Below are 22,523 nucleotides of genomic sequence, written 5' to 3'. Positions count from 1 at the left end.
ACAACACCCAAGAAGTGTTCTGGGCCTTGTAGCAAGTGAACGAACTACTCAAATTCAGTGATAGTGACGAGCCAAGCGCAACATCACTACTCACGTCAGCTTTCTAGATTAAGAATTTGCCTGGCGGCCATAGCGCCGTGGAACCACCTGAACCCATGCCGAACTCAGAAGTGAAACGCGGTAGCGCCGATGGTAGTGTGGCATTCGCCATGCGAGAGTAGGACACTGCCAGGCACCCAACACGAAGAACCCCGCTCATTTGAGCGGGGTTTTTTATTTTCCTGAAATTCGGCTCCCGTGTAGCCTTGCCTATCTTTATTCCGCTACTCCTCCGGCTTCTATTGCTTCTGCCATATCCTTTCCTCCGCACAAAGTGTCTGCCTGCCAAGGTGGTTTCCAGTCGCCCTGGAGGCTGATGACCTTGGGCGCAATGAGTTGCCATTCCTTTTTCTGATGATCACTATTGCGGCGGGAGGGAGTGACAAGCGTTGCCGGATCCTTAGACTGTGAATCTCATCGATAAGGGAGCTGTGTATGTTGGGGATCCACGATCTGGCGTTGTTTATTGTCTCCGGTCTGCTGTTGAACATGATGCCGGGACCGGATTCCCTGCTCATCATGCTGCGCAGCGGTTCGCAAGGCTGGCGGGCCGGCTCGGTGGCGGCGCTGGGGATAGGAACGGGCACCATGGTGCACGTGCTGGCCGCAGCCCTGGGGCTGTCGGCCCTGCTGAGTACCTCGGCCGAGCTGTTCGCCGTCATCAAGCTGACAGGGGCGTTCTATCTGGTCTATCTGGGGGGTTCACTGCTCAGGCATAGGCCTGGAGCTGCGGTCGCCGGGAATGAGGCTGTGGCACTGCCCAGGCTCTCCTATGGGCGGATCTTCCGGCAAGGGTTGCTCACCAATGTGCTCAATCCCAAGGTGGCGCTCTTCTTCCTCGCCTTCGTACCCCAGTTCATAGATCCCGCTGCACCACAGAAGGCGCTGGCCTTCATCGTGCTGGGTTGCATCTTCAATCTCAACGGCATGATCTGGTGCCATCTGCTGGCGTTTTCCACCGCGTTTGCAAGCCGCAAGGTGCGATTGCCCGCCCGGGTAGCAACTTGGCTGAACCGCGTGATGGGAGGGCTGTTCGTGGGGTTAGGGGTCAAGTTGGCAGCCGAGTGACGGCCCGCGTCGAAATGACCGGCCATAGAAAAAGGCGTATCCCATCGCTGGGATACGCCTTCGTCTGCACTGCAGCAGAATGACCGGGATCAGTTCATGCCGTAACGCTTGAGTTTCTTGCGCAGGGTGCCGCGGTTGATGCCCATCATCACGGCGGCGCGAGTCTGGTTGCCACGGGTGTACTGCATGATCACGTCCAGCATGGGAGCTTCGACTTCGGAGAGAACCATATCGTACAGATCAATCACTTCCTGACCGTTCAACTGGGCCAGGTAGTTACGCAGGGCCTGTTGCACAGAGTCACGCAGGGGGCGTTGGGTCGGCTCGGCAGCGTGATTGTGAGTAGTTGTTACCAATGCATCAGAAGTCAGGGTTTGTTCGAACATATTCGGTCGGCTCTTTAGTTATGCGTTAACCTAATCCATCGAAATACGCTTCGAGTGCCTCGAGTTGTGCGTCTGCACAATCCAGGGCATTGAAGTGCTTACGGAATTCTCGGCCCGCCTCTTCTTCATCCAGATACCAGCCCACGTGTTTACGGGCAATGCGCGCCCCCAGATAGGCACCGTAAAACCGGTGCAGATTGGTGACATGCTCGTTCATCAGGGTGCGAACCTCTTCCCTGTCGGGAGGTGGCAGCTTGGTGCCCGTCTCAAGAAAATGGCGGATTTCCCGGAAAATCCAGGGTCGTCCTTGCGCAGCACGGCCGATCATCACGGCATCGACACCGGTATAGTCGAGGACATACCGGGCCTTCTCCGGGCTATCGATGTCGCCATTGGCGACAACAGGAATCGATACGGCCTGCTTAATCGCCCTGATAGTGTCGTACTCCGCTTCACCCTTGTAGAGGCAGGCACGGGTACGACCATGCACGGCAAGGGCCGCGATACCGCAATCTTCGGCGATTCGGGCGATCTCCTCGCCATTGCGGTTATCCGGATCCCATCCTGTGCGGATCTTCAAGGTGACAGGCACCTCCACCGCGTCCACCACGGCCCGGCAGATGGATCTGACCAGGTCTGGCTGACGCAGCAGGGCGGAACCTGCCAGCTTCTTATTCACTTTTTTTGCCGGACATCCCATGTTGATGTCGACGATCTGAGCGCCCTGCTCCACGTTGTAGCGGGCAGCAAACGCCATCATCTCGGGGTCGGCACCGGCAATCTGGACCGATCGCAAGCCACCTTCTGCAGAGTGATCCATTCTCATCCGGGTTTTCTGGGTATCCCAGACATCCGGGTTGGCCAGCAGCATCTCGGAAACGGCCATGCCGGCTCCCAATCGCAAACAGAGTTCACGAAATGGTCGGTCTGTTACACCGGCCATGGGGGCCACGATCAGGGGAGTTTCAAGCGTGTGGGGACCTATCTGCATTACACGGTTACCATCGGCTTAGGGCGGCGTATATTACGCATTTTTTAGTCAGGAGAAAAGGTTAGTATTTGAGCGTCAGCCATTTTTTTCTGAAAAAAACGTCGCGCCAAGGCTTGCAAATTCAGGAGTGCTTGAAAATCGGGCATATTGTTTGGGAGCATGTTCAGGGTCAAACGGGTGAGGGGCGCGGTGAATTGTGAGTCTCCTTCCCTGGCCGGTTTAGGCTATGATAGCGGGCCTGAATCGAGCAAAAGCTCCACACAATTTCATTACAAAAGGATCGGGGATGTATGACGGCAAGGTTCATCAAATCGCTCTGCCCATGCCTGCTGGGTATCATGCTGGGGTCGGCCCAGGCGCAGACGGTCAGCTTCAGCGAGGCCTGGAGCCGGGTCATCCAGCAGGATGACGGACTGGCGGCAGAGCAGGCCGGGGTGGAGAGGGCCCAGCAACTGCGGGAGGCGGCCAAGGCCATGTACCTGCCCAAGGTGGATGTGGGGGCCAGCTATACCCACCTCGATCAGCCGATGGAGCTGGACATGCTGGACCTCAATCCCATCGCCAATCACCCGGAATTTGGCAAGGTTCTGGGGCCCGTCATGCAGGCGCTCAATCTCAGCCCGAGCGACTTCGTCACCCCGCTCACCAAGCAGAACGTGGTCACCAGTTCGGTCAAGATGCTGTGGCCACTGTTCACCGGCGGGCGCATCGATGCGGCCCAGGACATTCGTCAGGCCCAGGTGAGCGAGGCCGAGCAGTTGCTGGTGCTCAAGCAGCAGTCCACCTTCGAGAGCCTCTCCCAGACCTACTTCGGCGTGGTGCTGGCGGCCCAGGTGGTGCAAACCAAGCAGGAGATCGAGCAGGGGCTTGCCCATCACCTGGATCATGCCAACAAACTCGAGGCCCAGGGCCAGATCGCCAAGGTGGAGCGCCTTTCGGCCCAGTCGGCCTATGACAGGGCACGCATCGACACCCAGAAGGCGCGACGCAGTCTGGAGATCGCCCAGCTGGCCCTAGGTCACCTGCTCAAGCTCAAACAGGCGGAACCCAATACCCGCCTATTCATCAACGAGGGGATGCCACAGCTCGCTCCCCTGGTGCAGGAGACCCTGGCGGTGCACCCCGGCCTCAAGCTGCTGGCGGCCAAGAAGGAGCAGGCCCAGGGCATGATCAAGCTGGAGAAGGGCAAATACGCCCCCGAGCTGTTCCTGTTCGGCAACTACAACCTCTATGAAGATGATTCCATCGTCTCCAAGACCACACCGGACTGGCTGGTCGGCGTCGGGGTCAGCATGCCGCTGGTGAGTCGTGATGGCCGCTCCGAGACGGTCCAGGCGGCCAAGAGCGCCGAACTCCAGGTCAACCTGCTGCAAGCCAAGACCCGCCAGGATCTGGAGCTCTTGGTCGAGAAGACCTGGCGCGAGGCTGCCCAGGGGCTGGAGGAGTACCACTCCCTCTCCTCGACCCAGGCGCTGGCCGAGGAGAACGTGCGGTTGCGTGACAAGGCGTTCGGGCAGGGGCTCTCCACCTCGTTGGATGTGGTGGATGCGCAGACCCAGCTGGCCGGGGTCAAGACCCAGCGCGCCGCCGCCGCCTACCAATATGTGATCTCCCTGGCCCGCCTGCTGGCGCTCTCCGGCCAGATGAACAGTTTCAACCAGTATCAGCATGGCCAGGCCATCGAGGTGAATTCATGAGTCATCCCCCCATCAAGAAGAAGATGAGCCAGGGCAAGCCCTGGTTGCTGCCCCTGGTCCTGGTGCTGCTGGTCCTCTGGCTCGGCTGGCGCTTCTGGCTGGCCTATCAGCCGGAACCGGTCCGGCTGCAGGGGCAGATAGAGGCGCAGCAGTATTCGGTCTCTTCCAAGGTGGCGGGCCGTATCGACGAGGTGCTGGTGAAGAAGGGGGATCAACTGGCCAGGGGACAGCTGGCGTTCACTCTGGCGAGCCCCGAGATCGAGGCCAAGCTGAGCCAGGCCAAGGCGGGCCAGGCGGCGGCCGGCGCCATGGCCGAGGAGGCCGAGAAAGGGGCGCGAGTCCAGCAGATCGCCGCCGCCAAGGATCAGTGGCAGCAGGCCAAGGCGGCCGCCCTGCTCCATGGCAAGACCTATGAGCGCATCGCCAGCCTGCACCGGGATGGCGTGATGTCGCTGCAAAAGCGTGACGAGGCCTGGACGGCCTGGCAGGCGGCGAAGTACAGCGAGGGTATGGCCTGGCAGCAATACCAGATGGCGCTGGAAGGGGTGCGGGAAGAGACCAAGGTCGCGGCCCGGGAGCAGGCCAAGATGGCGGCAGGGGGAGTGGCCGAGGTGGAGGCCTATCTGGCCGACACCCGCATCGCCAGCCCCCACGAGGGGGAAGTCGCTCAGGTGCTGCTGCGCAGCGGCGAGCTGGCCCCCCAGGGCTTCCCCGTGGTGACCCTGCTCGACATGAAGGATGCCTGGGCCCAGTTCCATGTACGTGAGGACCTGCTGCCAAGGTTCCCGGTCGGTACCGAGTTTGATGCCCGTATTCCCGGCCTGGGGGATCAGCTGGTGCGCTTCAAGGTGACCCATGTGGCCGTGATGGGGGATTTCGCCACCTGGCGTGCCACCGACACCCGCCAGGGGTTCGACATGAAGAGCTTCCAGGTGGAGGCGCGCCCCCTGCAGCCGGTTGACGGGCTGCGGGTCGGCATGAGCGTGCTGGTCGAGCTCTGATGGGACGCGAATGGCGGTTGCTGTGGCAGGACCCGTTCGGCCGGGCGCTGGCGAGCTGGGTCCCCTTGCTGCTGATAGGGATCCTGTGCTGGATCTTCTCGGCCGGACTGGCGCGCGACCTCAAGGTGGGTCTGGTGGATCTGGATCGCAGCGCCCTCTCCCGCCAGCTGGCGTTTTCTCTCGATGGTTCCGCCGGGCTCAAGATAGCGCGGCAGTTTGACGCCATCGACGAGGGGGCCAACGCCCTGCGGGGGGGCGACATCTACGCCCTGGTGGTGATCCCCCATCACCTGGAGCGGGACGCCCGCGAGGGGACCCAGCCCAGGGTGACGGTGTTCAACAACGGCCAGTTCATCCTGATCGCCAAGCTGGTCAACTCGGCGCTGGCCCAGGTGGTGGGGACTCTCAACGGCCAGGTAGGGGTACTGGAGGCCATGGCCGACGGCAAGGCGCTGCCCGGTGCGCTGGGGCAGTCGGTGCCCATCGCCAGCCAGGTGACGGCGCTCTACAACCTCAATTCCAGCTACGCCCAGTTTCTTCTGAGCGCCCTGCTGCCGGCGGTGTGGCAGATCCTGGTGGTGCTCTATGGCCTCAATGCCCTGGCCCGCACCGATCGCCTCGGGTTGGACTGGACCACCAGAGGGGTCTGGTTCGGCCTCTGGCGTACCCTGTTGCCCCATGTGCTCATCGGCTGGGGGTGGGGGCTGGCGTGGAGTCTGCTGCTGTTCAAGGGGCTGGGGTACCCCATGCAAGGCAGTTGGCTGGTGCTGACGGCGGGGCTGGGACTGGCGTCGGCCGCCTGTGTCACCATGGGGGCCTTCTTCTACGCCATCATCCGGGATCCGGCGCGGGCGCTCTCTCTGGCCGGCGCCTACACTGCGCCGGGATTTGCCTTCATGGGGGTCACCTTTCCGGTCAGCGCCATGGGGGATGTGGCCCAGTTCTGGCGCAGCCTGCTGCCCATCTCTCACTATGTCGAGCTGCAGATAGGCCAGAGCAACTACGGCCAGCCGCTGGCGGCGGCACTGCCCCAGCTCGGGGCACTGCTGCTGTTTCTGCTGCCCCTGCTGTTGGTGGTGCGCCGTTACCGGCAGCAGGCGGAACTGGTCCGTCAATCCGTCGCAATCGCCGAGAAGGAGCCTGAGTGATGCTGGGATTTGTCGATCTGTTGCGCCTGGAGCTGCGCACCCTCTTGGCGGATCGCGCCATCATGCTGACCCTGTTTGGCGGCGTGCTTTTCTACTCCTTCCTCTATCCGCAGCCTTACCTGCACCAGCTGCCGCGGGAAGAGCCCGTGGTGGTGGTCAACGAGGATGGCAGCCAGCTCTCGCGCCAGCTGGAGTTCATGGCCGATGCCACGGCGCAGGTCAAACTGGTGGCGCGGGCAGACTCCCTCGATGAGGCACGCCAGATGATGGTGGCCGGGAAGGCGAGCGGCATTTTGCACATCCCCCGCCATTTCTATCGGGACCTGATGCTGGGCAGGAGCGTGACCCTGGGCTATGCGGGCGATGCCTCCTACTTCCTGGTCTACGGCACCATAGCCGAAGGGCTGGCCCAGGCGGGGGGGACGCTCGCCGCCCAGATCAAGGTGGCCCGGCTGCTGAGCCATGGGGAGGCGCTGCCCCAGGCCGCCATGGGCTGGAATGCGGTGGCCCTCAACGTGCTGCCTGTGTTCAACCCCACCATGGGCTATGTGAACTACGTGGTGCCGGCGGTATTCGTGCTGATCCTGCATCAGGTACTACTCATGGGCACCGGCATCCTGGGGGCGACCCAGAACCAGCGCAGCCGCCGTGGGGAGGCAGGTTACTGGCAGAGTGCCCCCGTGCTGGCGCTGCTGCTGGCCCGCACCCTGGTGGTGGGGGGGCTCTTCGTGCTGCCGGTGACCTACTTCTTCGGCTTCTGCTTCGATCACTACGGCATTGCCCGCACCGCGGCGCCGGGGGCGCTCTGGCTGTTCACCCTGCCGTTCCTGCTCGCGACCACCTGGCTTGGGGTGGTGCTGGGGGCCCTGGTCAGTCGCCGCGACCTGCCGACCCAGGTAGTGCTGCTCTCCTCCCTGCCGCTGGTGTTCCTCGCCGGCTTTATCTGGCCGCTGGAGCTGATCCCGGCGCCGCTCAACTGGCTGGGGCAGTGGGTGCCGAGCACGGCAGCCATCGAAGGCTTCCTGCGCCTCAACCAGATGGGGGCCGACTTTGCCCAGGTCTCTGCCTACTGGTGGCGGCTGTGGGGGTTGGCGCTGCTGTATGGAACACTGGCTTGCTGGTTGCTTCATCGGCGGCAGCCGCGCCCTGCGGGCCATCAGGGAACGCCGGATGAGCCGGCCACGGCGGGAGCGGGTGAACCTTCTTCTCGCTAGAGGCCATCAACGCAAGGTGAACAACAAAACGGTCAGCCACAGGGCTGACCGTTTTGTTTTTCTCAGGCTCGTCCCCCCCTTATCCGCGGGCTCACCCCCGGCTGAGGCTGGGGTCGGCGATGGCGTAGATCTGGCCAAGGGCCTGCGGGTCGGTGAGCAGTTGCATACCCCGTATCGCCACATCCTGGCGGCGCACCAGGCCGTGTAGCTCCTTGTTCTGGCTCAGCTCGGCCTGTCCCGTCGCCTCCCCATCCTGCAAGCCGGCGGGCCGCAAGATGGTCCAGTCAAGGGTGCTGGTCTGCAGCCAGCTCTCCGCCAGGCTCTTGAGCCTCACCTCGTGACCGAAGGCCTCCCGCGCCCGTTGGGGCAGGTATTGCCAGCTATCGCCACAACCTAGGGAGGTCACCAGCAGCAGGCGGCTGAGCCCGGCCCGCTCCATCTCGTCGATCACCAGGCGATTGCCCAGGTAGTCGACGGGCTCGGCCTGGCGGAAGCTGCCGAGGGTGGAGATGACTCGCGCCGCGTTGCCGGCTGCCTGGCATGCCATGGTCACGGCCTGTGGGTCCAGGGCATTCCCGGTGACGACCTCGACACCCAGAGATTGCAGTTCGGCGGCCATGTCGGCATGGCGCACCAGGGCGACGACCCTGTGACCCTGGCGCAGCGCCTGCCCGGTGAAGGCACGGCCCAGCCCGCGGCTGGCACCGAAGATGAGTGTGGTTGGCATGGTGCGGCTCCCTTGAGTGAAATGGCTAGCCTAGAGGGCGGAAGGGGTGTTGTAAATAAGAGTTGTTTTTATTTGTGGATTGGTAAGAAGGAGTGCGAGCCGCCAGGCGCTCGCACTCACTGAGAGAGCGTCAGCCGTTGTAGTTGCCGATGCTTGTGCGCCTACTTGGGCCGCTCATATGGATAGCTACAGCAGGGCTAAATGCCTTAATTGCTTCAAAGCAAAAGTCACCGAGCGCCTGATGTAAGGTTTCTGGCGTGTGGTTGGTGATGAGGATGACACTCTTGGAGAGGTTACGGCGCCGGCGCAGCAGGTGGCCGAGGAAGCTGGACTGGCTCTCCGCCATCTTGGCGCGGTTGGCCGCCACCTCGTCGATGATCAGTAGGTCAACCTCTTCCAGGGCGCGCCGGTACTGGTTGCGATCTTCTTGATCTGGGATCACGTTGAAGAACAATCTGTCTACGATTGAGGCCCACTGCTGGAAGATCACTGACTTCTGATGGCGGGAGATCAGTTCGTGCGCGACGGCTCCCGCTAGAGTGGACTTGCCGGTACCATAGCCTCCATGGATTAACATGCAACTCCCCCCCCACTGTTCAAAGCCGAAGATGAATTGGTGAGCTGTTGCTATAGGGTCTTGCAGAATTGGATCTGTGGTATCCATTTTATCAAACACCCAATTGGGATTTAGGTCCGCCTGAGTGATTAGCTTCTGGATCCGCTCCTGGCGCGCCACCTTCTGTAGTTCGCGCACCTCGGCGTTGGCCTTGGCGTCGTACTCCTTACGCAGGGTTTCGTAGTCATACTGGCTGCCACCGGTTTGGGCTTGTAAACGGCGAATACGTTCTAGCAACCCACTTACATGGTTACTTAATTCGGGGTCATGCACCCGCTGAGCCTGCCTGTTTTGAGTCTGTTTCTGGAGTTTATTTTCGATCTCTTTCAGATCCTGAAGGTGTGTTTCATATGGTTTGCTCATTGGGCACTCCTTTTGGATGCTGATCGCTTAGTTCAATATCTTACTTTGATCGCGAAATTTTACTGAAATATGGGTTTAATTTTCATCTTTTTGATTCTTTTGATTCTTTTGTGCTTCGTGTTGGCGGCGTGCATCTTTCAAGATTTCTAACGCACGCTTATTTGATTCAGTATCGATAGAGGAAGTTACATTCACCTGTTGATAGCCCTGCACCTCCATCGGTTTGCGGCGGGTATAGCGGCGGGTCTTGAGAGCGCGAATGAACTTGAGCATCCACTGGTGCTGGGAATCGAACACCTCGGGGCGGCCGAGCCAGTAGGCGATGAACTCGCCGAGATCCTCCTCGCTGTAGCTGGCGTCGATCACCCCGCACAGGCGGGCGAGGGCGGGCAGCTCTTCATCCGGCCGCCACTGCAGGTGCATCTGGAACGGCCGCTCCGGCAGCGGGCTGCGTACCCGCTGGCTCAGCAGGGGCAGCAGGAAGGGGCACTGATGGTAGTGCTCACTGTCAGCCTGCGCCTCGACCTGCAGCAGTTCGGCCTCCATCAGCTCGTCGAGCAGCTCGGTCAGCTGGCGGGCGTTGACCTGATAGCTGAAACCGCCGGGATTGCCCGGATCGACGACCGCCAGGGCGCGACCCAGTTCAGGGTAGTTGAGCCTTTGCTGCCGATTTTCCAGCACCAGCCGGCGCAGCTGCAGGGTATAGAGGCTGCGTGCCGGATGGGAGAGTCTGGGATGGGCGAGGGCGCTGTATTCGGCTGGCGTCATGGTCTGCTTCACGATCTGGAGTGGGGGCATTATCCCTCATGGCGGGGTCTCACACAATTCGAGACGACCCTGGACGGGACATCCGCTCTTCAAGGCGGCCATGACCGCACAGGGAGTGTTGATAAAATAATCAGTCCATTTCAAATGGTTGGCAGACATCGCGACCGTTGGCGGCAAGATGGAGTGGCGGGATTCAACCCCCATGATCTAGTCTTAATGCTCAAATAACCATTTGACTAATAAGAGCTTTGTCAAGATGTCAAAAGCCGGACTACGGATCTTGGTGGTGGAAGACGAAGCGGTTTTTCGCCACTCGCTGGTATCTTATCTCGAGCACGACGGGGCCTGCGTCTTCCAGGCCGAGGATGGAATAGAGGGGCTCTCGGCGGCGGCGCTCTATCACCCCGATGTCGTGTTGTGTGACCTCAACATGCCGAACATGGATGGCCATGAGGTGATCGCCTGCCTCAGTGCCCGCTACCCCGAGGTGCCCGTCATCGTCATCTCAGGCCAGGATCAGATGGCTGCGATCGAGCGGGCGCTGCGGGCGGGGGCCCGCGACTTCTTCATCAAGCCGGTGGATGACTATGAGCAGATCCGGCGCAGCATCGATCAGTGCCTGATGCACAACGGCCACCAGAGCCAGCAACTGGAGCTGATGGAACACATCGACTTCTTCCGGGGACACGATCTGGCCTCCAGTCGCCTGCTGGCCTGGCTGGCGCCACCGGGCATGCAGGAGTGGGGACCCTGGCAGGTGACCTTTGCCGGCATGGGGAACCTCTTCATCCCCGATACCTTCAAGCTGGACGACAAGCTGCTGGTGCTGGTGATGGAGCTGCCTATCCTCGGTGTGGACGCCGCCTTCTGCGGGGCCTTGGTGCGCTCCCTGATGAACGGCCCCTATCGCCAGTTCCAGCAGCAGGAGAGCCGACTCCTGACCCAGCCACACAGGCTGCTGGACTACCTCAACCTGCAATTGCTGGAATCTGGCCTGCGCCACTCCTTCGCCATGGCGGCGCTGCTGTTCGATCAGGAGGACGGACTGGTCTTCGCCAATGCCGGTCTCACTTCCCCCCACTGGTTGATGCGTTGTGGCGGGCTGCCGCTCGGCCTGATGCGCAGCAGCCGCTATGCGCTGCACAGGCGCAGCTGGCATGAGCCGTTCGAGCTGCTGTTTCGCAGCGACAGCGGCAGCGCCCTGAAGATGCAGGTACGCCATCACTGAGCACGCCGACGACGGCACAAACAAGCAGGGCGCCCATGGGCGCCCTGCTTGCATTGCACAATCCTGACCGAATCAGACGGTGGCGGACTGCAGCTTGTTCTCCTGCTCCGGCTCCTTGGCGGGGCCTTCGGCACCGTGCATCCAGTAGACCAGGCGGTTGGCCATGGTCAGCAGGATCAGGGCGCTGATCACGGCGGCCAGGGCGATGCCACCGAAGATGGCCATGGCACCGGATTCGCCGACGAAGGAGCCGATGAAACCGGCGGCATAGTTGGCCAGGGCCACGAAGCCGAACCAGGCACCCATCATCAGGGAGGCCAGGCGCAGCGGAGCCAGCTTGGTCACCATGGAGAGGCCGATGGGGGAGAGGCAGAGCTCGCCCAGGGTATGGAACAGGTAGGCGCCGACCAGCCAGAACATGGAGGTCTTGACGGCCTGATCACCCCCCTGCTCCAGCACGGCACCGATCATGAACAGGAAGCCGATGGCCAGGAACAGCAGACCCATGGCGAACTTCACCGGGGAGTTCGGCTCTTTCTTGCCGAGCTTGATCCAGATGGCCGCGACTATGGGGGCGAGGGTGATGATGAAGAAGGGGTTCAGGGACTGGAACCAGGCGGTCGGCACTTCGAAGCTGCCGATCATGCGATCGGTATATTCCTGTGCGTACAGGTTCATCAGGCCGCCGGCCTGCTCGAAGCCGGCCCAGAAGATGATGGTGAACAGACCCAGCACCAGGATGACCTTGATGCGATCCACTTCCTGCTTGGTCAGCGGGGCCTTCTGCTCCTTGGAGCGCTGCAGGGCGGCGCGCTGGGCGGCCGGCACGCGGCCGATGTCGCCGAGGAAACGCTGGGCCATGGTGGCCTGCACCACCAGGGAGAGCAGCATGCCGATACCGGCGCTGACGAAGGCGGCCTGCCAGCCGTAGGCGGTGGCAGCGGCGCCGCAGATCACCCCTGCCAGCAGGGAGCCCAGGTTGATGCCCATGTAGAAGACGGTGAAGGCACCGTCACGGCGGTGATCCCCTTCCTGATACAGGTCACCCACCATGGTGGAGATGTTCGGCTTGAACAGGCCGTTCCCCAGGATCAACAGGCCGAGGCCCGCGTAGAAGACGGTGTTGACCATGTCCGGGAACATGGCGTGGGGCAGGGCCAGGGTAAACTGGCCGGCGGCCATCAGCACGGCACCGAACAGGATAGCGCGACGTTGGCCCAGGAAGGTATCTGCCAGCCAGCCGCCGATGATCGGAGTGATGTAGACCAGGCCGGTGTAGATGCCGTACAGCTTGAGGGCATCGGCCTGGGTCCAGCCCATGCCGCCGTTGGCGGTCATGTCGGTCAGATAGAGGACGAGCACGGCACGCATGCCGTAGTAGGAGAATCTCTCCCAGAGTTCGGTACTAAAGAGCAAAAAAAGCCCTTTAGGGTGACCTAAAAAGGTCCCTTTGGACGGGTTATTCATTGGAACTTCCACCTGTGTCTTATATTTTTTTAGAAATTTTATGCAAGGGCTAGGAACAAGCCATATTCCTTATAAAACAAGCAGGATTGAATTACAATGACAGGTTTTGACGATATTTTATCTATCGATGGTTGAATATTTGTTTATAAAATGAAAATGGGCATCGAATGATGCCCAGTTTTTTATTCTGCTTGTTGTGCAAATATTCAGCGATTACAACTGTTTGACGAACTGCTTCAACCAGGCGGTAAATTCGCCGTCCAGCTCGCGGTGGCGCACGGCGTACTCCACGTTGGCCTTCATGTAACCGAGCTTGCTGCCGCAATCGTGGCTGCGCCCCTTCATGAAGTAGGCGTTGACCTGCTCTTTCTCCATCAGCATGGCGATGGCATCGGTCAGCTGGATCTCGTCGCCGGCACCGGCCGGGGTCTTCTCCAATAGGGGCCAGATGTTGGCGGAGAGCACATACCGACCGACCACGGCCAGGTTGGAGGGGGCCTCGTCACGGGGCGGTTTCTCGACGATGGCCTGCATCGGCAGCGACATGCCGGCGCTCAGCGCCTCGCCCTTGATGTCGGCGATGCCGTACTTGTCCACCTCGCTCTCGGGGACGGCCTCCACCATGATCTGGCTGATCTGGTTCTCTTCGAACAGGTGCACCATCTCCGCCAGGTTGTCCTGCTTGAGATCGCTGGCCACTTCGTCGATGAGCACGTCCGGCAGCAGGACGGCGAAGGGCTGATCACCGATCAGCGGGCGGGCGCACAGCACCGCGTGGCCCAGGCCTTTTGCCTCACCCTGGCGTACGTGCATGATGGTGACGTCTTTGGGGCAGATGTGCTGCACCTCTTCCAGCAACTGGCGCTTGACCCGTTTCTCCAGGGTCGCTTCCAGCTCGAAGCTCTTGTCGAAGTGGTTCTCGATGGAGTTCTTGCTGGAGTGGGTCACCAGGATGATCTCCTTGATGCCGGCGGCGATGGCCTCGCGCACCACATACTGGATCAGCGGCTTGTCGACCACAGGCAGCATCTCCTTGGGGATGGCCTTGGTGGCGGGCAGCATGCGGGTACCCAGGCCGGCGACGGGGAGAACGGCCTTGCGAACAACGAACGGTGTCTTTTTCATGGAGTGAGTCCCAAAATACGAAGTGGGCTCATGATACCCGAAGAAAAATAGGGCAGCCACAGGCCGCCCTCGGGATGATGGGGATTCAAACCGGTTACTTGACGATAATCATGTCCCGATTCGCCTCCAGGGTGGCGGGCCCGATGCCGCTCACGTCCGCCAGCTGATCCACCGAGGTGAACTTGCCCTGTTTCTCGCGGTGGTCGACGATGGCCTGTGCCTTCTTCTCGCCGATGCCCTTCAGGGACGCAAGTTCATCGGCGCTGGCGGTATTGAGGTTGATCTTGCCGGCCTCAGTGGTGGTCGCGACGGTCGCGGCAGGCTTGGTGGCCGGCTTGTCGGCGGCCAGTACGGGCTGAGTCAGCAGAGGGAGGCAGCCCAGCAACAGGGCGGCGACGAGAGCTTTGTGGTTCATGGTTTCACGTCCTTGTTGGATGCCGGATGGCTATAGAAAGCTAGCTGGACTGCGTCACTTTTCGTCTGTGAAATGTAGCAGGGTAATAATTCAGGCAAATCGGCTATAAGCCGAAGATGCCCGCTCGGTTACACTGACTAACCCTTTGAGCGAGATGTCTTTTCTATGTATCTACCCACCATTTCCGAGCTGGAACCCATCGCCCGCGCCGCCGGTGAGGCCATCATGGCCATCTACAGCCAACCCTTCGCGGTGGAGTACAAGCAGGACGAGAGCCCGCTGACTGCCGCGGACAAGGGGGCCCACGAGGTGATCGTCCGTGCGCTGGCCCGGCTCACGCCTTCGATCCCCGTGCTGTCGGAAGAGTCGGACGTCGCGACCCTGCAGGCCAGGCTCGCCTGGTCCCGCTACTGGCTGGTGGATCCGCTGGATGGCACCAAGGAGTTTGTCTCCCGCAACGGCGAGTTCACGGTGAACATCGCGCTGATTGAACAGGGCGCTCCGGTCTGGGGGCTGGTCTATGCCCCTGTGCTGGACAAGCTCTGGTATGGGGGAAAGGGGCTGGGGGCCTGGCGTGTGGTCGATGGCAGGCATGAGGCCATCCAGACCCATCCCCACGAAGAGGGGCAGGCGTGGCGCGTGGTGGGTAGCCGCAACCACCTCTCCGGGGAGACCCTGGATTACCTGGCCCGCTTTGGTGACATGGAGCGGGGCGATATCGAGCTGGTCTCCATGGGCAGCTCGCTCAAGTTCTGCATCATTGCCGAGGGCGGGGCCGAGCTCTACCCCCGTCTCGCCCCGACCTGCGAGTGGGACACCGGCGCTGCCCAGGCGGTGCTGGAGGGGGCGGGGGGCAGCGTCACCCAGCTGGACGGTTCCCCCCTACGTTACAACAAGCCGGATATCCTCAACCCCTGGTTTGTGGCCAGGGCCTGAGCCGGGCATCGGATGCGAAAAGGCCGGACATTGTCCGGCCTTTTTGTTTGCGATGAGCCTCGATGAGGTCAGAAGACTCTCTTGAACGGCTTGATGGTGACGCGGGCGTAGACGCCGGCCGCCACATAGGGATCCGCATCGGCCCAGGCCTTGGCCTCGGCCTGGCTGGCAAACTCGGCGATGACGGTGCTGCCGGTGAAACCCGCATCGGCGGGATCCTCGGCATCGATGGCCGGGTTGGGGCCCGCGGTCAGCAGGCGCCCCTCATCCTGCAGCGCCTGCAGGCGGGCGAGGTGGGCGGGGCGAGCCAGCTTGCGCTGTGGCAGGCTGTTCGCGACGTCTTCGGAGTAGATCAGATACCACATGAGAGGATCCTTTTCTGGTTGCGGTTATTTTTTCTGCTCTGCTTTCTGCTCGGCCGGCATGTGGCGATAGAGGTAGACGCCGCTCAGCAGGGTGAAGACCAGGGTCAGGCCGAGCAGGCCGAAGACCTTGAAGTTGACCCACATCTCCTGGGAGAGGTTGAAGGCCACATAGAGGTTGAGCAGGCCGCAGAGGGCAAAGAAACCGACCCAGCCCAGGTTGACGTTGTCCCAGATCCGGTCGGGAGCCTGCAGCTCCTTGGCCAGCATCTGCTTGATCAGGTTCTTGCCAAAGCCGTAGCGGCTGACGAGCAGGGCGAGGGCAAACAGCACGTTGATGACGGTCACCTTCCACTTGATGAAGGCGTCGTCATGGAAGAAGACGGTGAGGCCGCCGAAGAAGCCGACCAGCAGGAAGGTAAAGAGCTGCATCTTCTCGACCTTGCGATAGCGGATCCAGCCGTAGGCGAGCTGCAGACCGGTGACCACCACCAGGGCGCCGGTGGCGGTGTAGATGTCCTGGAACTTGTAGACCGCGAAGAAGACGATCAGGGGGATAAACTCGATAAACTGCTTCATGCTGGGCTCATTACCTCAAAATTTCACTCAGTGTACCTGTCCGTCAGACAACGGCAAATGAATAAGACCGCTCATTTTCCCCCCAGTTCCTCAGCCGAATAGCCGCCGTGCCACCTCGATCCCCAGCCGCTGCTGATCCGCCAGCAGCTCGCGAATATGGCGCTCCTCGATCAGCGGATTGAGCAGCACGGCGCGCAGCAGAGTGAGCGATTGCTCGCCGTAGCGGCTCACCGCCCGCTGGGTGCGGGAGACGAAGCTGTGCCCCTCGGCGCGCTGTGCCTTCTGCAGTGCCACGTTGAAGGCATTGATCTCGTCGTTGGCTGCCTCGTCCAGGGCCTTGCCCTGTAGATGGGGCGGGATGCAGCGGTAGGAGAGCAGGTTCATCACCGGCGCCGACATCAGCTCGAAGGCGGGGCTCGCCTCGATGAGCGCCGCCATCCGCCGCGCCCTGTCGTAGTTGGCGTCGATGAGCTCGGCATACCCCTGCCGCCCCAGCATCTGGAAGGCGGCATCCAGATAGAGGGCGTTGGCGGGACGGGTGCCCTCCAGGGTGAAGCGTCCCTGATCGAAGGAGGTGGCGCGAATGGCGTAGGGCGCCTCGCGCTTCACCGCCATCATCAGATCCGGCTGGCGGCAGAGCAGCATGCCGGTGCCAAGAGGGACCAGCAGTTGCTTGTGGCCGTCCAGGGTCACGGTATCGGCCTGATCGATCCCTTCCAGCAGGCCCTGATAGCGGGGGGAGAAGAGGGTCGGGCCACCCCAGGCGGCATCCACGTGGAAGTGGATCTGCTCGCGCCGTGCGATGGCGGCGAGTTCCGGCAGGGGATCGATGGAGCCGAAGTCCGTGCTGCCGGCGACCCCGACCAGGGCCAGCACCTTGATCTTCTGCTCCTTGCACTGGCGCAGCGCCTGCTCCAGCGCGGCCAGGCTGAGTCGGTTGTGTTCGTCGGTGTCGAGGCGCCAGACGCTGCGGGCCCCCAGCCCCAGCAGATCCATCCCCTTGTCGAAGGAGTAGTGCATCAGCCGTGACCCCAGGATCACGGCGCCGCGATAGCCCTGCTCAAAGAGCGAAAACAGGTTGTCGCCACAGGCCCGGTTGCGAGCCAGCCAGAGGGCGGTGACATTGGCGATGGTGCCACCGCTGGTCATGACGCCCAGGGCCGCATCCTTGGCGTGCATCTGGGCTGCATAGAAGGCATCGTCCTCGCGATAGACGAGGCGATGCAACTTGGCCAGCACCTCCCGCTCCAGGAAGCTCAGCAGGCGGGAGGACTCCATCTTCATGGGATTCTGGTTCAGCATCACCAAGAGGCGCGACAGCTCGGCGGTGAAGGCTGGCAGGGGCGCCGTCATGTGCCCCATATAGCGCGGGGAGGTCAGGTGTGATGCGCCGGGCACCAGGGTGGCGAGCCGTTCCAGATAGGCTTGTGTACTGATGCCGGTGGCGGGCATGGACGACTGGTCGAGCTGGTGGACGAAGCTGTCGCGTTCATAGGGAGCCTGACTGTCGTCGGAGTGATGGAAGGTCTCCAGCAGGGCCGTCATGGCCTGGCCGAAGTCAGGATCCGGTTGTGTAAACAGTTCAGTCAGCTTCATCGGGTTCTCCAGACCAGATTGTCGGGCAGACGCGGCCATCCGTCCCGGCGGCGTCGGCCGCAGAGCATACACCAAAGGGGCGGGGGGCACAGCCATCTCCTAGCCCCCCGACCGTTGGTTCTTTATTTTGAGCTAACGCTTGTAGCCTGAAACGTCGGCCGCTAGAGTGAACCGGTTCAGGTCAGGAGGTGGTGATGACGGATGTGACGGGGTATTCCCCTCGGGAAGAGTGGGCCAATCGCCTCAGCCATGGGCTGGGGTTGCTGCTGGGCGGGCTGGGTCTTGCCTTGCTGCTGCACAAGGGGTGGGATCAGGGACCCAGGGTGCTGCTGAGTTACGGCCTCTATGGGGCCAGCCTGGTGCTGCTCTATCTCGCCTCGACGCTCTATCACAGCATGACCTCGGAGCGGGCCAGGCGCAGGTGCAAGCTGTTCGATCACTGCGCCATCTATCTGCTGATCGCCGGCACCTATACCCCCTTCCTGCTGGTGGCGCTCGATACGCCGCTGGCACAGGGGTTGATGGTGGTGATCTGGGGGCTGGCCCTGGCCGGGGTGCTGTTCAAGCTGATCTTCATCAACCGCTTCAGGCGTTTGTCGCTCTTCACCTATCTGATGCTGGGCTGGCTGTCCCTGGTGGTCGTCTACCAGCTCTACCTGCATCTGGACGGTGCCGGGCTCCTGCTGCTGGGGCTCGGCGGACTCATCTACAGCCTGGGGGTGATCTTCTACGTGGCCAGAGGCATCCCCTACAACCACGCCATCTGGCACCTGTTCGTGCTGGGGGGCAGCCTGTGCCACTTCGCGGCCATCTATGGCTACGTCTAGCCACAGGCCCTGTCGCAGGAGTCGTGCGGCCACAGAAGATGGTGGCGAGCAATGACCGGATCTAGCCCTTAATTGGTATCTTTGCGCTCATCAAAGCCCGAATTCGTGCGGCACCCCACAGTTGCTCCCTTCGTTTGCTGACAAGCTAGGGCCAGTTCAGCTTGGAAAGGATGCAAACGATGAGTGAGATCGCGCTTTCCATCAGCATGTTGTCGCTGGTGGCGGTGCTGGGGCTCTGGCTGGGAAACTGGCGGGTCTATGGCGTGGGTTTGGGTATTGGCGGGGTGCTGTTCGGCGGCATCATAGTGGGCCACTTCGCCGGCCTGTCCGGTTTGAAGCTGGATGAGCAAACACTTCATTTTATTCAGGAATTTGGCCTGATCCTGTTCGTCTATACCATAGGCATCCAGGTCGGTCCCGGCTTCTTCTCCTCCCTGCGCAGCTCGGGCCTCAAGCTCAATGGCTTTGCCGCCCTGCTGGTGCTGCTCGGCTGCGTGGTGGCGGCGGCACTGCACCAGCTGTTCGACGTGCCGCTGCCGGTGATCCTCGGGGTCTTCTCCGGCGCCGTGACCAATACCCCCTCCCTGGGGGCGGGCCAGCAGATCCTGGCGGAGCTCGGGGCGGATCCGGGCTCCACCGGCCTGATGGGGATGGGCTACGCGGTGGCTTACCCGTTCGGGATCTGCGGCATCCTGCTCACCATGTGGCTCATCCGGGTGTTCTTCCACATCAAGATCGAGGAGGAGGCGGCCGCATTCGAGCAGCAGGCGGGCAAGACCAAGGAGAGCCTGCAGACCATCAACATCGCGGTGCGCAACCCCAACATGCACGGCCTGATGCTGAGCGAGATCCCCAGCCTGGACGAGGCCGACGTCATCTGCTCGCGCCTCAAGCGCGGCGACGAGCTGATGGTGCCCAGACCCGACTCACGCATCGAGCTCGGCGATCTGCTGCACCTGGTGGGAGAGCGCCACGCCCTGCACAAGGTGCTGCTGGTGCTGGGGGAGGAGGTGGATACGTCCCTCTCCACCCGGGGCACCGAGCTGCGGGTGGAGCGGGTGGTGGTCACCAATGAGCAGGTGCTTGGCAAGCGGATCCGCGATCTCGACATCAAGCAGAAGTACGACGTGGTCATCTCGCGCCTGAACCGGGCCGGCATCGAGCTGGTCCCGACCAGCCAGACCAGTCTGCAGTTTGGCGACATCCTGAACCTGGTGGGACGGCTGGACGCCATCGAGGCGGTGACCAGCGTGGTCGGCAACGTGCAGCAGAAGCTGCAGCAGGTGCAGATGCTGCCGGTCTTCATCGGCATCGGATTGGGGGTGTTGCTCGGCTCCATCCCCTTCTATCTGCCGGGCTTCCCCGCGGCCCTCAAGCTCGGGCTGGCAGGGGGCCCCCTGGTGGTGGCGCTCATCCTGTCGCGCATCGGCAGCATCGGCAAGCTCTACTGGTTCATGCCGCCGAGCGCCAACCTGGCGCTGCGGGAGATCGGCATAGTGCTGTTCCTGGCGGTGGTGGGGTTCAAGTCGGGGGCCGGGTTCATCGACACCCTGATCAACGGCGACGGCCCGGCCTGGATGATGTACGGCGTGGCGATCACCCTGATCCCGCTGCTGGTGGTCGGGATGCTGGCGCGCCATTATGGCAAGGTCAACTACCTCACCCTGTGCGGCCTGCTGGCCGGCTCCATGACGGATCCTCCCGCCCTGGCCTTCGCCAACGGCATGCACCCTACCAGCGGGGCCAGCGCGCTCTCCTACGCGACCGTCTACCCCCTGGTGATGTTCCTGCGGATCATCTCTCCCCAGCTGCTGGCCATCCTGCTGTGGGCCGGTGCCTGATGGGGAAAAAATGGGGGCCATTACGGCTCCCATCTTCTTGCTGTCATAATTGATGCTATTGATTTAGTTAATTTTATTCACTTCCCACATCCCTTCGGTTTCATCGCGAAACTAGGCCTCATTTCGGTCTGTTCGTTCGATTTTTCTCACTGGTTTCTGGCCCGATTAACAGGCAAATTGCACGCTGGAGCCATATGCCCATCGATATTTCAGGAGAAACCATGAGCAACAAGCGCATCGTATTGGATCAGGCCGTCGTCGTTAGCCACTTGCAAGGAAAAGTCTATCTGGTTGCCGCTGACGGGAGCCAGACGCTTCTTGTAGAAGGCGATGCACTGCCCAAGGATGCGGTCTTGCTTGCTCCGGAAGGGGCCAGCTTCCAGGGGGGGGAGACCACCTTCACCCTGAGCCCGAGCAACACTCTCGAGTCTGAAGAGCCCCAGCTGGCACAACGGGCGCAAGCCGGGGCTCCTGACGACATTGCGGCCCTGCAGCAGGCCATTCTGGAAGGGATAGACCCGACCCAGACATTTGAGGCGTCGGCGGCGGGCGGGGCACCCGCTGCGGGCACCGGGGGCGGTGTCGCGGGGGCGAGCGGCAATGGCGGCTTCATCACCATCGACAGAACCGGCGATGCCACCATCTCCACTGCCGGCTTCGATACCGCCAATCCGGAGGCGGTGGCGCCGCTGGTGGACGCGCAAGGCAACGAGGATGAACTGCTCGATCTCACCGCTCCCGTCATCACAGTCTCAGCCCCCGACAACACCAATGACCGGACGCCGACCCTGACCGGCACCACGGATGCCCCGGCGGGCAGCACGGTCACTCTGGTGGTCACCGACGCCAATGGCAACCAGCAGACCCTGGTCACCACGGTAAATCCGGATGGCAGCTTCAGCGTGGATGTCGGCACGCCGCTGGCCGAGGGGGGCTATCAGGTGACCGCCTCCGTCACCGATCCCGCCGGCAACACGGGGACGGGGAGCGACGATGGCAGCGTGGACACCACGGCGCCTTCCGTGACGGTGAATGCCCCGGACAATACCAGCGACAGCACGCCGACCATCACGGGGACCACGAACGCAGCGCCAGGCAGCGCAGTGACACTGACGGTGACCGATGCTAACGGCAACCAGCAGACGCTGACCGCAACTGTGCAGCCGGATGGCAGCTACAGCACAGACGTGCTCACCCCTCTGCCGGATGGCGGCTATGAGGTGACCGCCAAGGTGACCGATCCTGCTGGCAACACTGGCAGCGCCACCGATGACGGCAGCGTGGACACCACCGCCACCATCACGGTGAGCCTGGATGAGGTGAACGGTGGCAATGTGGGCAACGCGCCCATCAGCGGCACCTCCGACGTAGGCCCGGGTCGCACCGTGACCCTGATCATCACCGATGCCAACGGCAAGAGCGTGACCGTCACCGCACAGACGGATGCCGATGGCAGCTACCAGACCACCGCCGACCTGAGCGGGCTGGCGGATGGCAATCTGGTGGTGGATGCCAGCGTGACCGATGGGGCGGGCAACCGCGCCAGCGCCACCGACGACACCACGCTGCTGGATACCACACCACCGGAAGCCCGCATCACCCTGGATGCCGACATCACCGCCGACGACGTGATCAACGCGGCGGAAACCAGGCAGGATATCGCCATAACTGGCAAGGTGGGCGGCGACGTGCGGGTGGGCGACACCGTCACCCTGACGGTGAATGGCAAGACCTTTACCGGTCTGGTGCTGGCCGACAAGAGTTTCAGCATCGATGTACCCGGTGCGGATCTGGTGGCGGATGGTGGCAAGGCCATCGACGCCAGCGTGACCAGCACCGACGCGGCGGGCAACAGCGCCACCGCGACCGACAGCGAAGGCTACGGGGTCGACACCACGGCGCCGGTGGACTTGGCCATCACCCTGGATGCCGACATCACCGCCGACGACGTCATCAACGCCGCCGAAGCGGGTCAGCCGATCCCGGTCAGCGGCACCGTGACCGGCGAGTTCAAGGCCGGGGACACCGTCACCCTGACCGTCAACGGCAAACCGTTCACCGGTCCGGTG

Annotated in this window: 21 protein-coding genes and 1 rRNA gene; 11 read left to right on the top strand and 11 right to left on the bottom strand. The window is 62.1% G+C overall.

Going from position 1 to position 22,523, the window contains the following annotated elements:
* Positions 1 to 119: 119 nt before the first annotated feature.
* Both rrf and BN1132_RS08530 read left to right on the top strand, forming a co-directional pair.
* Positions 120 to 234 (top strand): 5S ribosomal RNA (gene rrf / locus BN1132_RS08535).
* 300 nt (positions 235 to 534) lie between these two features.
* Positions 535 to 1,167, top strand: a complete 633-nt coding sequence (locus tag BN1132_RS08530) for a LysE family translocator (protein WP_042076801.1) — start codon at positions 535 to 537, stop codon at positions 1,165 to 1,167.
* 89 nt (positions 1,168 to 1,256) lie between these two features.
* Here the strand turns inward: BN1132_RS08530 and fis are convergent, their stop codons facing one another.
* Both fis and dusB read right to left on the bottom strand, forming a co-directional pair.
* A complete protein-coding gene (gene fis / locus BN1132_RS08525; protein ID WP_005309538.1) occupies positions 1,257 to 1,553 on the bottom strand; it encodes a DNA-binding transcriptional regulator Fis in 297 nt (98 codons plus the stop codon).
* Positions 1,554 to 1,578: 25 nt separating this feature from the next.
* Positions 1,579 to 2,544, bottom strand: coding sequence for a tRNA dihydrouridine synthase DusB (gene dusB / locus BN1132_RS08520; protein WP_042076799.1), 966 nt, complete (start codon positions 2,542 to 2,544; stop codon positions 1,579 to 1,581).
* 290 nt (positions 2,545 to 2,834) lie between these two features.
* Between dusB and BN1132_RS08515 the strand changes: the two genes are divergently transcribed.
* Genes BN1132_RS08515 through BN1132_RS08500 form a run of 4 tightly spaced genes read left to right on the top strand, consistent with a single transcriptional unit; the run spans position 2,835 to position 7,604 of the window.
* Complete coding sequence (locus BN1132_RS08515) at positions 2,835 to 4,241, top strand: TolC family protein (RefSeq protein ID WP_042076798.1); 1,407 nt, start codon at positions 2,835 to 2,837, stop codon at positions 4,239 to 4,241.
* Positions 4,238 to 5,242, top strand: a complete 1,005-nt coding sequence (locus BN1132_RS08510; protein ID WP_084202734.1) for an HlyD family secretion protein — start codon at positions 4,238 to 4,240, stop codon at positions 5,240 to 5,242. Before BN1132_RS08515 ends, BN1132_RS08510 begins: the two co-directional genes overlap by 4 nt.
* Positions 5,242 to 6,390, top strand: coding sequence for an ABC transporter permease (locus tag BN1132_RS08505; RefSeq protein ID WP_042076797.1), 1,149 nt, complete (start codon positions 5,242 to 5,244; stop codon positions 6,388 to 6,390). The genes BN1132_RS08510 and BN1132_RS08505 overlap by 1 nt, the downstream gene beginning before the upstream one ends.
* Positions 6,390 to 7,604 carry an ABC transporter permease gene (locus BN1132_RS08500; RefSeq protein WP_042076796.1) on the top strand — a complete coding sequence of 405 codons (1,215 nt, stop codon included), beginning with the start codon at positions 6,390 to 6,392 and terminating at the stop codon, positions 7,602 to 7,604. The genes BN1132_RS08505 and BN1132_RS08500 overlap by 1 nt, the downstream gene beginning before the upstream one ends.
* A 91-nt stretch (positions 7,605 to 7,695) precedes the next feature.
* On the opposite strand, the gene BN1132_RS08495 is transcribed toward BN1132_RS08500, so the two are convergent.
* The 3 genes from BN1132_RS08495 to BN1132_RS08485 all read right to left on the bottom strand — a co-directional run bounded on the left by BN1132_RS08495 (position 7,696) and on the right by BN1132_RS08485 (position 10,078).
* Positions 7,696 to 8,331, bottom strand: a complete 636-nt coding sequence (locus BN1132_RS08495) for an SDR family oxidoreductase (RefSeq protein WP_042076795.1) — start codon at positions 8,329 to 8,331, stop codon at positions 7,696 to 7,698.
* A gap of 130 nt (positions 8,332 to 8,461) precedes the next feature.
* Complete coding sequence (locus BN1132_RS08490) at positions 8,462 to 9,310, bottom strand: ATP-binding protein (protein ID WP_042076794.1); 849 nt, start codon at positions 9,308 to 9,310, stop codon at positions 8,462 to 8,464.
* Between the two features lie 75 nt (positions 9,311 to 9,385).
* A complete protein-coding gene (locus BN1132_RS08485; protein WP_042076802.1) occupies positions 9,386 to 10,078 on the bottom strand; it encodes a DnaT-like ssDNA-binding domain-containing protein in 693 nt (230 codons plus the stop codon).
* A 256-nt stretch (positions 10,079 to 10,334) separates the two neighbouring features.
* On the opposite strand from BN1132_RS08485, the gene BN1132_RS08480 reads away from it, so the two are divergent.
* The gene (locus BN1132_RS08480; RefSeq protein ID WP_042076792.1) at positions 10,335 to 11,306 is read left to right on the top strand and encodes a response regulator; all 972 of its coding nucleotides are present in this window, start codon (positions 10,335 to 10,337) and stop codon (positions 11,304 to 11,306) included.
* Between the two features lie 72 nt (positions 11,307 to 11,378).
* On the opposite strand, the gene BN1132_RS08475 is transcribed toward BN1132_RS08480, so the two are convergent.
* The 3 genes from BN1132_RS08475 to BN1132_RS08465 form a co-directional block, all read right to left on the bottom strand.
* On the bottom strand, positions 11,379 to 12,773 hold the full coding sequence (locus tag BN1132_RS08475) for a peptide MFS transporter (RefSeq protein ID WP_042076790.1): 1,395 nt from the start codon (positions 12,771 to 12,773) through the stop codon (positions 11,379 to 11,381).
* Positions 12,774 to 12,986: 213 nt separating this feature from the next.
* Positions 12,987 to 13,898 (bottom strand): UTP--glucose-1-phosphate uridylyltransferase GalU, encoded by a 912-nt coding sequence (galU, locus tag BN1132_RS08470; RefSeq protein ID WP_042076788.1) that lies wholly within the window; start codon positions 13,896 to 13,898, stop codon positions 12,987 to 12,989.
* A gap of 94 nt (positions 13,899 to 13,992) precedes the next feature.
* Positions 13,993 to 14,313 (bottom strand): ComEA family DNA-binding protein, encoded by a 321-nt coding sequence (locus tag BN1132_RS08465; protein WP_042076786.1) that lies wholly within the window; start codon positions 14,311 to 14,313, stop codon positions 13,993 to 13,995.
* Positions 14,314 to 14,478: 165 nt separating this feature from the next.
* Here BN1132_RS08465 and cysQ point away from each other — a divergent pair, with 165 nt between their 5' ends.
* Complete coding sequence (gene cysQ, locus BN1132_RS08460) at positions 14,479 to 15,249, top strand: 3'(2'),5'-bisphosphate nucleotidase CysQ (protein ID WP_042076785.1); 771 nt, start codon at positions 14,479 to 14,481, stop codon at positions 15,247 to 15,249.
* 68 nt (positions 15,250 to 15,317) lie between these two features.
* Here cysQ and BN1132_RS08455 read toward each other — a convergent pair whose 3' ends face one another.
* The 3 genes from BN1132_RS08455 to BN1132_RS08445 all read right to left on the bottom strand — a co-directional run bounded on the left by BN1132_RS08455 (position 15,318) and on the right by BN1132_RS08445 (position 17,786).
* A complete protein-coding gene (locus BN1132_RS08455; protein WP_042076783.1) occupies positions 15,318 to 15,614 on the bottom strand; it encodes a YciI family protein in 297 nt (98 codons plus the stop codon).
* A gap of 24 nt (positions 15,615 to 15,638) precedes the next feature.
* Positions 15,639 to 16,190 (bottom strand): septation protein A, encoded by a 552-nt coding sequence (locus BN1132_RS08450; RefSeq protein ID WP_042076781.1) that lies wholly within the window; start codon positions 16,188 to 16,190, stop codon positions 15,639 to 15,641.
* Positions 16,191 to 16,280: 90 nt separating this feature from the next.
* Complete coding sequence (locus tag BN1132_RS08445; protein ID WP_042076779.1) at positions 16,281 to 17,786, bottom strand: aminotransferase class V-fold PLP-dependent enzyme; 1,506 nt, start codon at positions 17,784 to 17,786, stop codon at positions 16,281 to 16,283.
* 194 nt (positions 17,787 to 17,980) lie between these two features.
* Between BN1132_RS08445 and trhA the strand changes: the two genes are divergently transcribed.
* From trhA to BN1132_RS08430, 3 genes are all read left to right on the top strand, one after another.
* Positions 17,981 to 18,613: a PAQR family membrane homeostasis protein TrhA gene (gene trhA / locus BN1132_RS08440; protein WP_042076777.1), complete on the top strand. Its 633-nt coding sequence runs from the start codon at positions 17,981 to 17,983 to the stop codon at positions 18,611 to 18,613.
* A gap of 179 nt (positions 18,614 to 18,792) precedes the next feature.
* Positions 18,793 to 20,454: a putative transporter gene (locus tag BN1132_RS08435; RefSeq protein ID WP_042076775.1), complete on the top strand. Its 1,662-nt coding sequence runs from the start codon at positions 18,793 to 18,795 to the stop codon at positions 20,452 to 20,454.
* 221 nt (positions 20,455 to 20,675) lie between these two features.
* A partial coding sequence (locus BN1132_RS08430; RefSeq protein ID WP_042076773.1) for a retention module-containing protein occupies positions 20,676 to 22,523 on the top strand: 1,848 nt, incomplete at its 3' end.

The organism is Aeromonas sanarellii, assembly GCF_000820085.1.
Lineage (GTDB): Bacteria > Pseudomonadota > Gammaproteobacteria > Enterobacterales > Aeromonadaceae > Aeromonas > Aeromonas sanarellii.
Note: the sequence above shows the minus strand (reverse complement) of the source record. Positions and strands in the feature narration are given on the sequence as shown.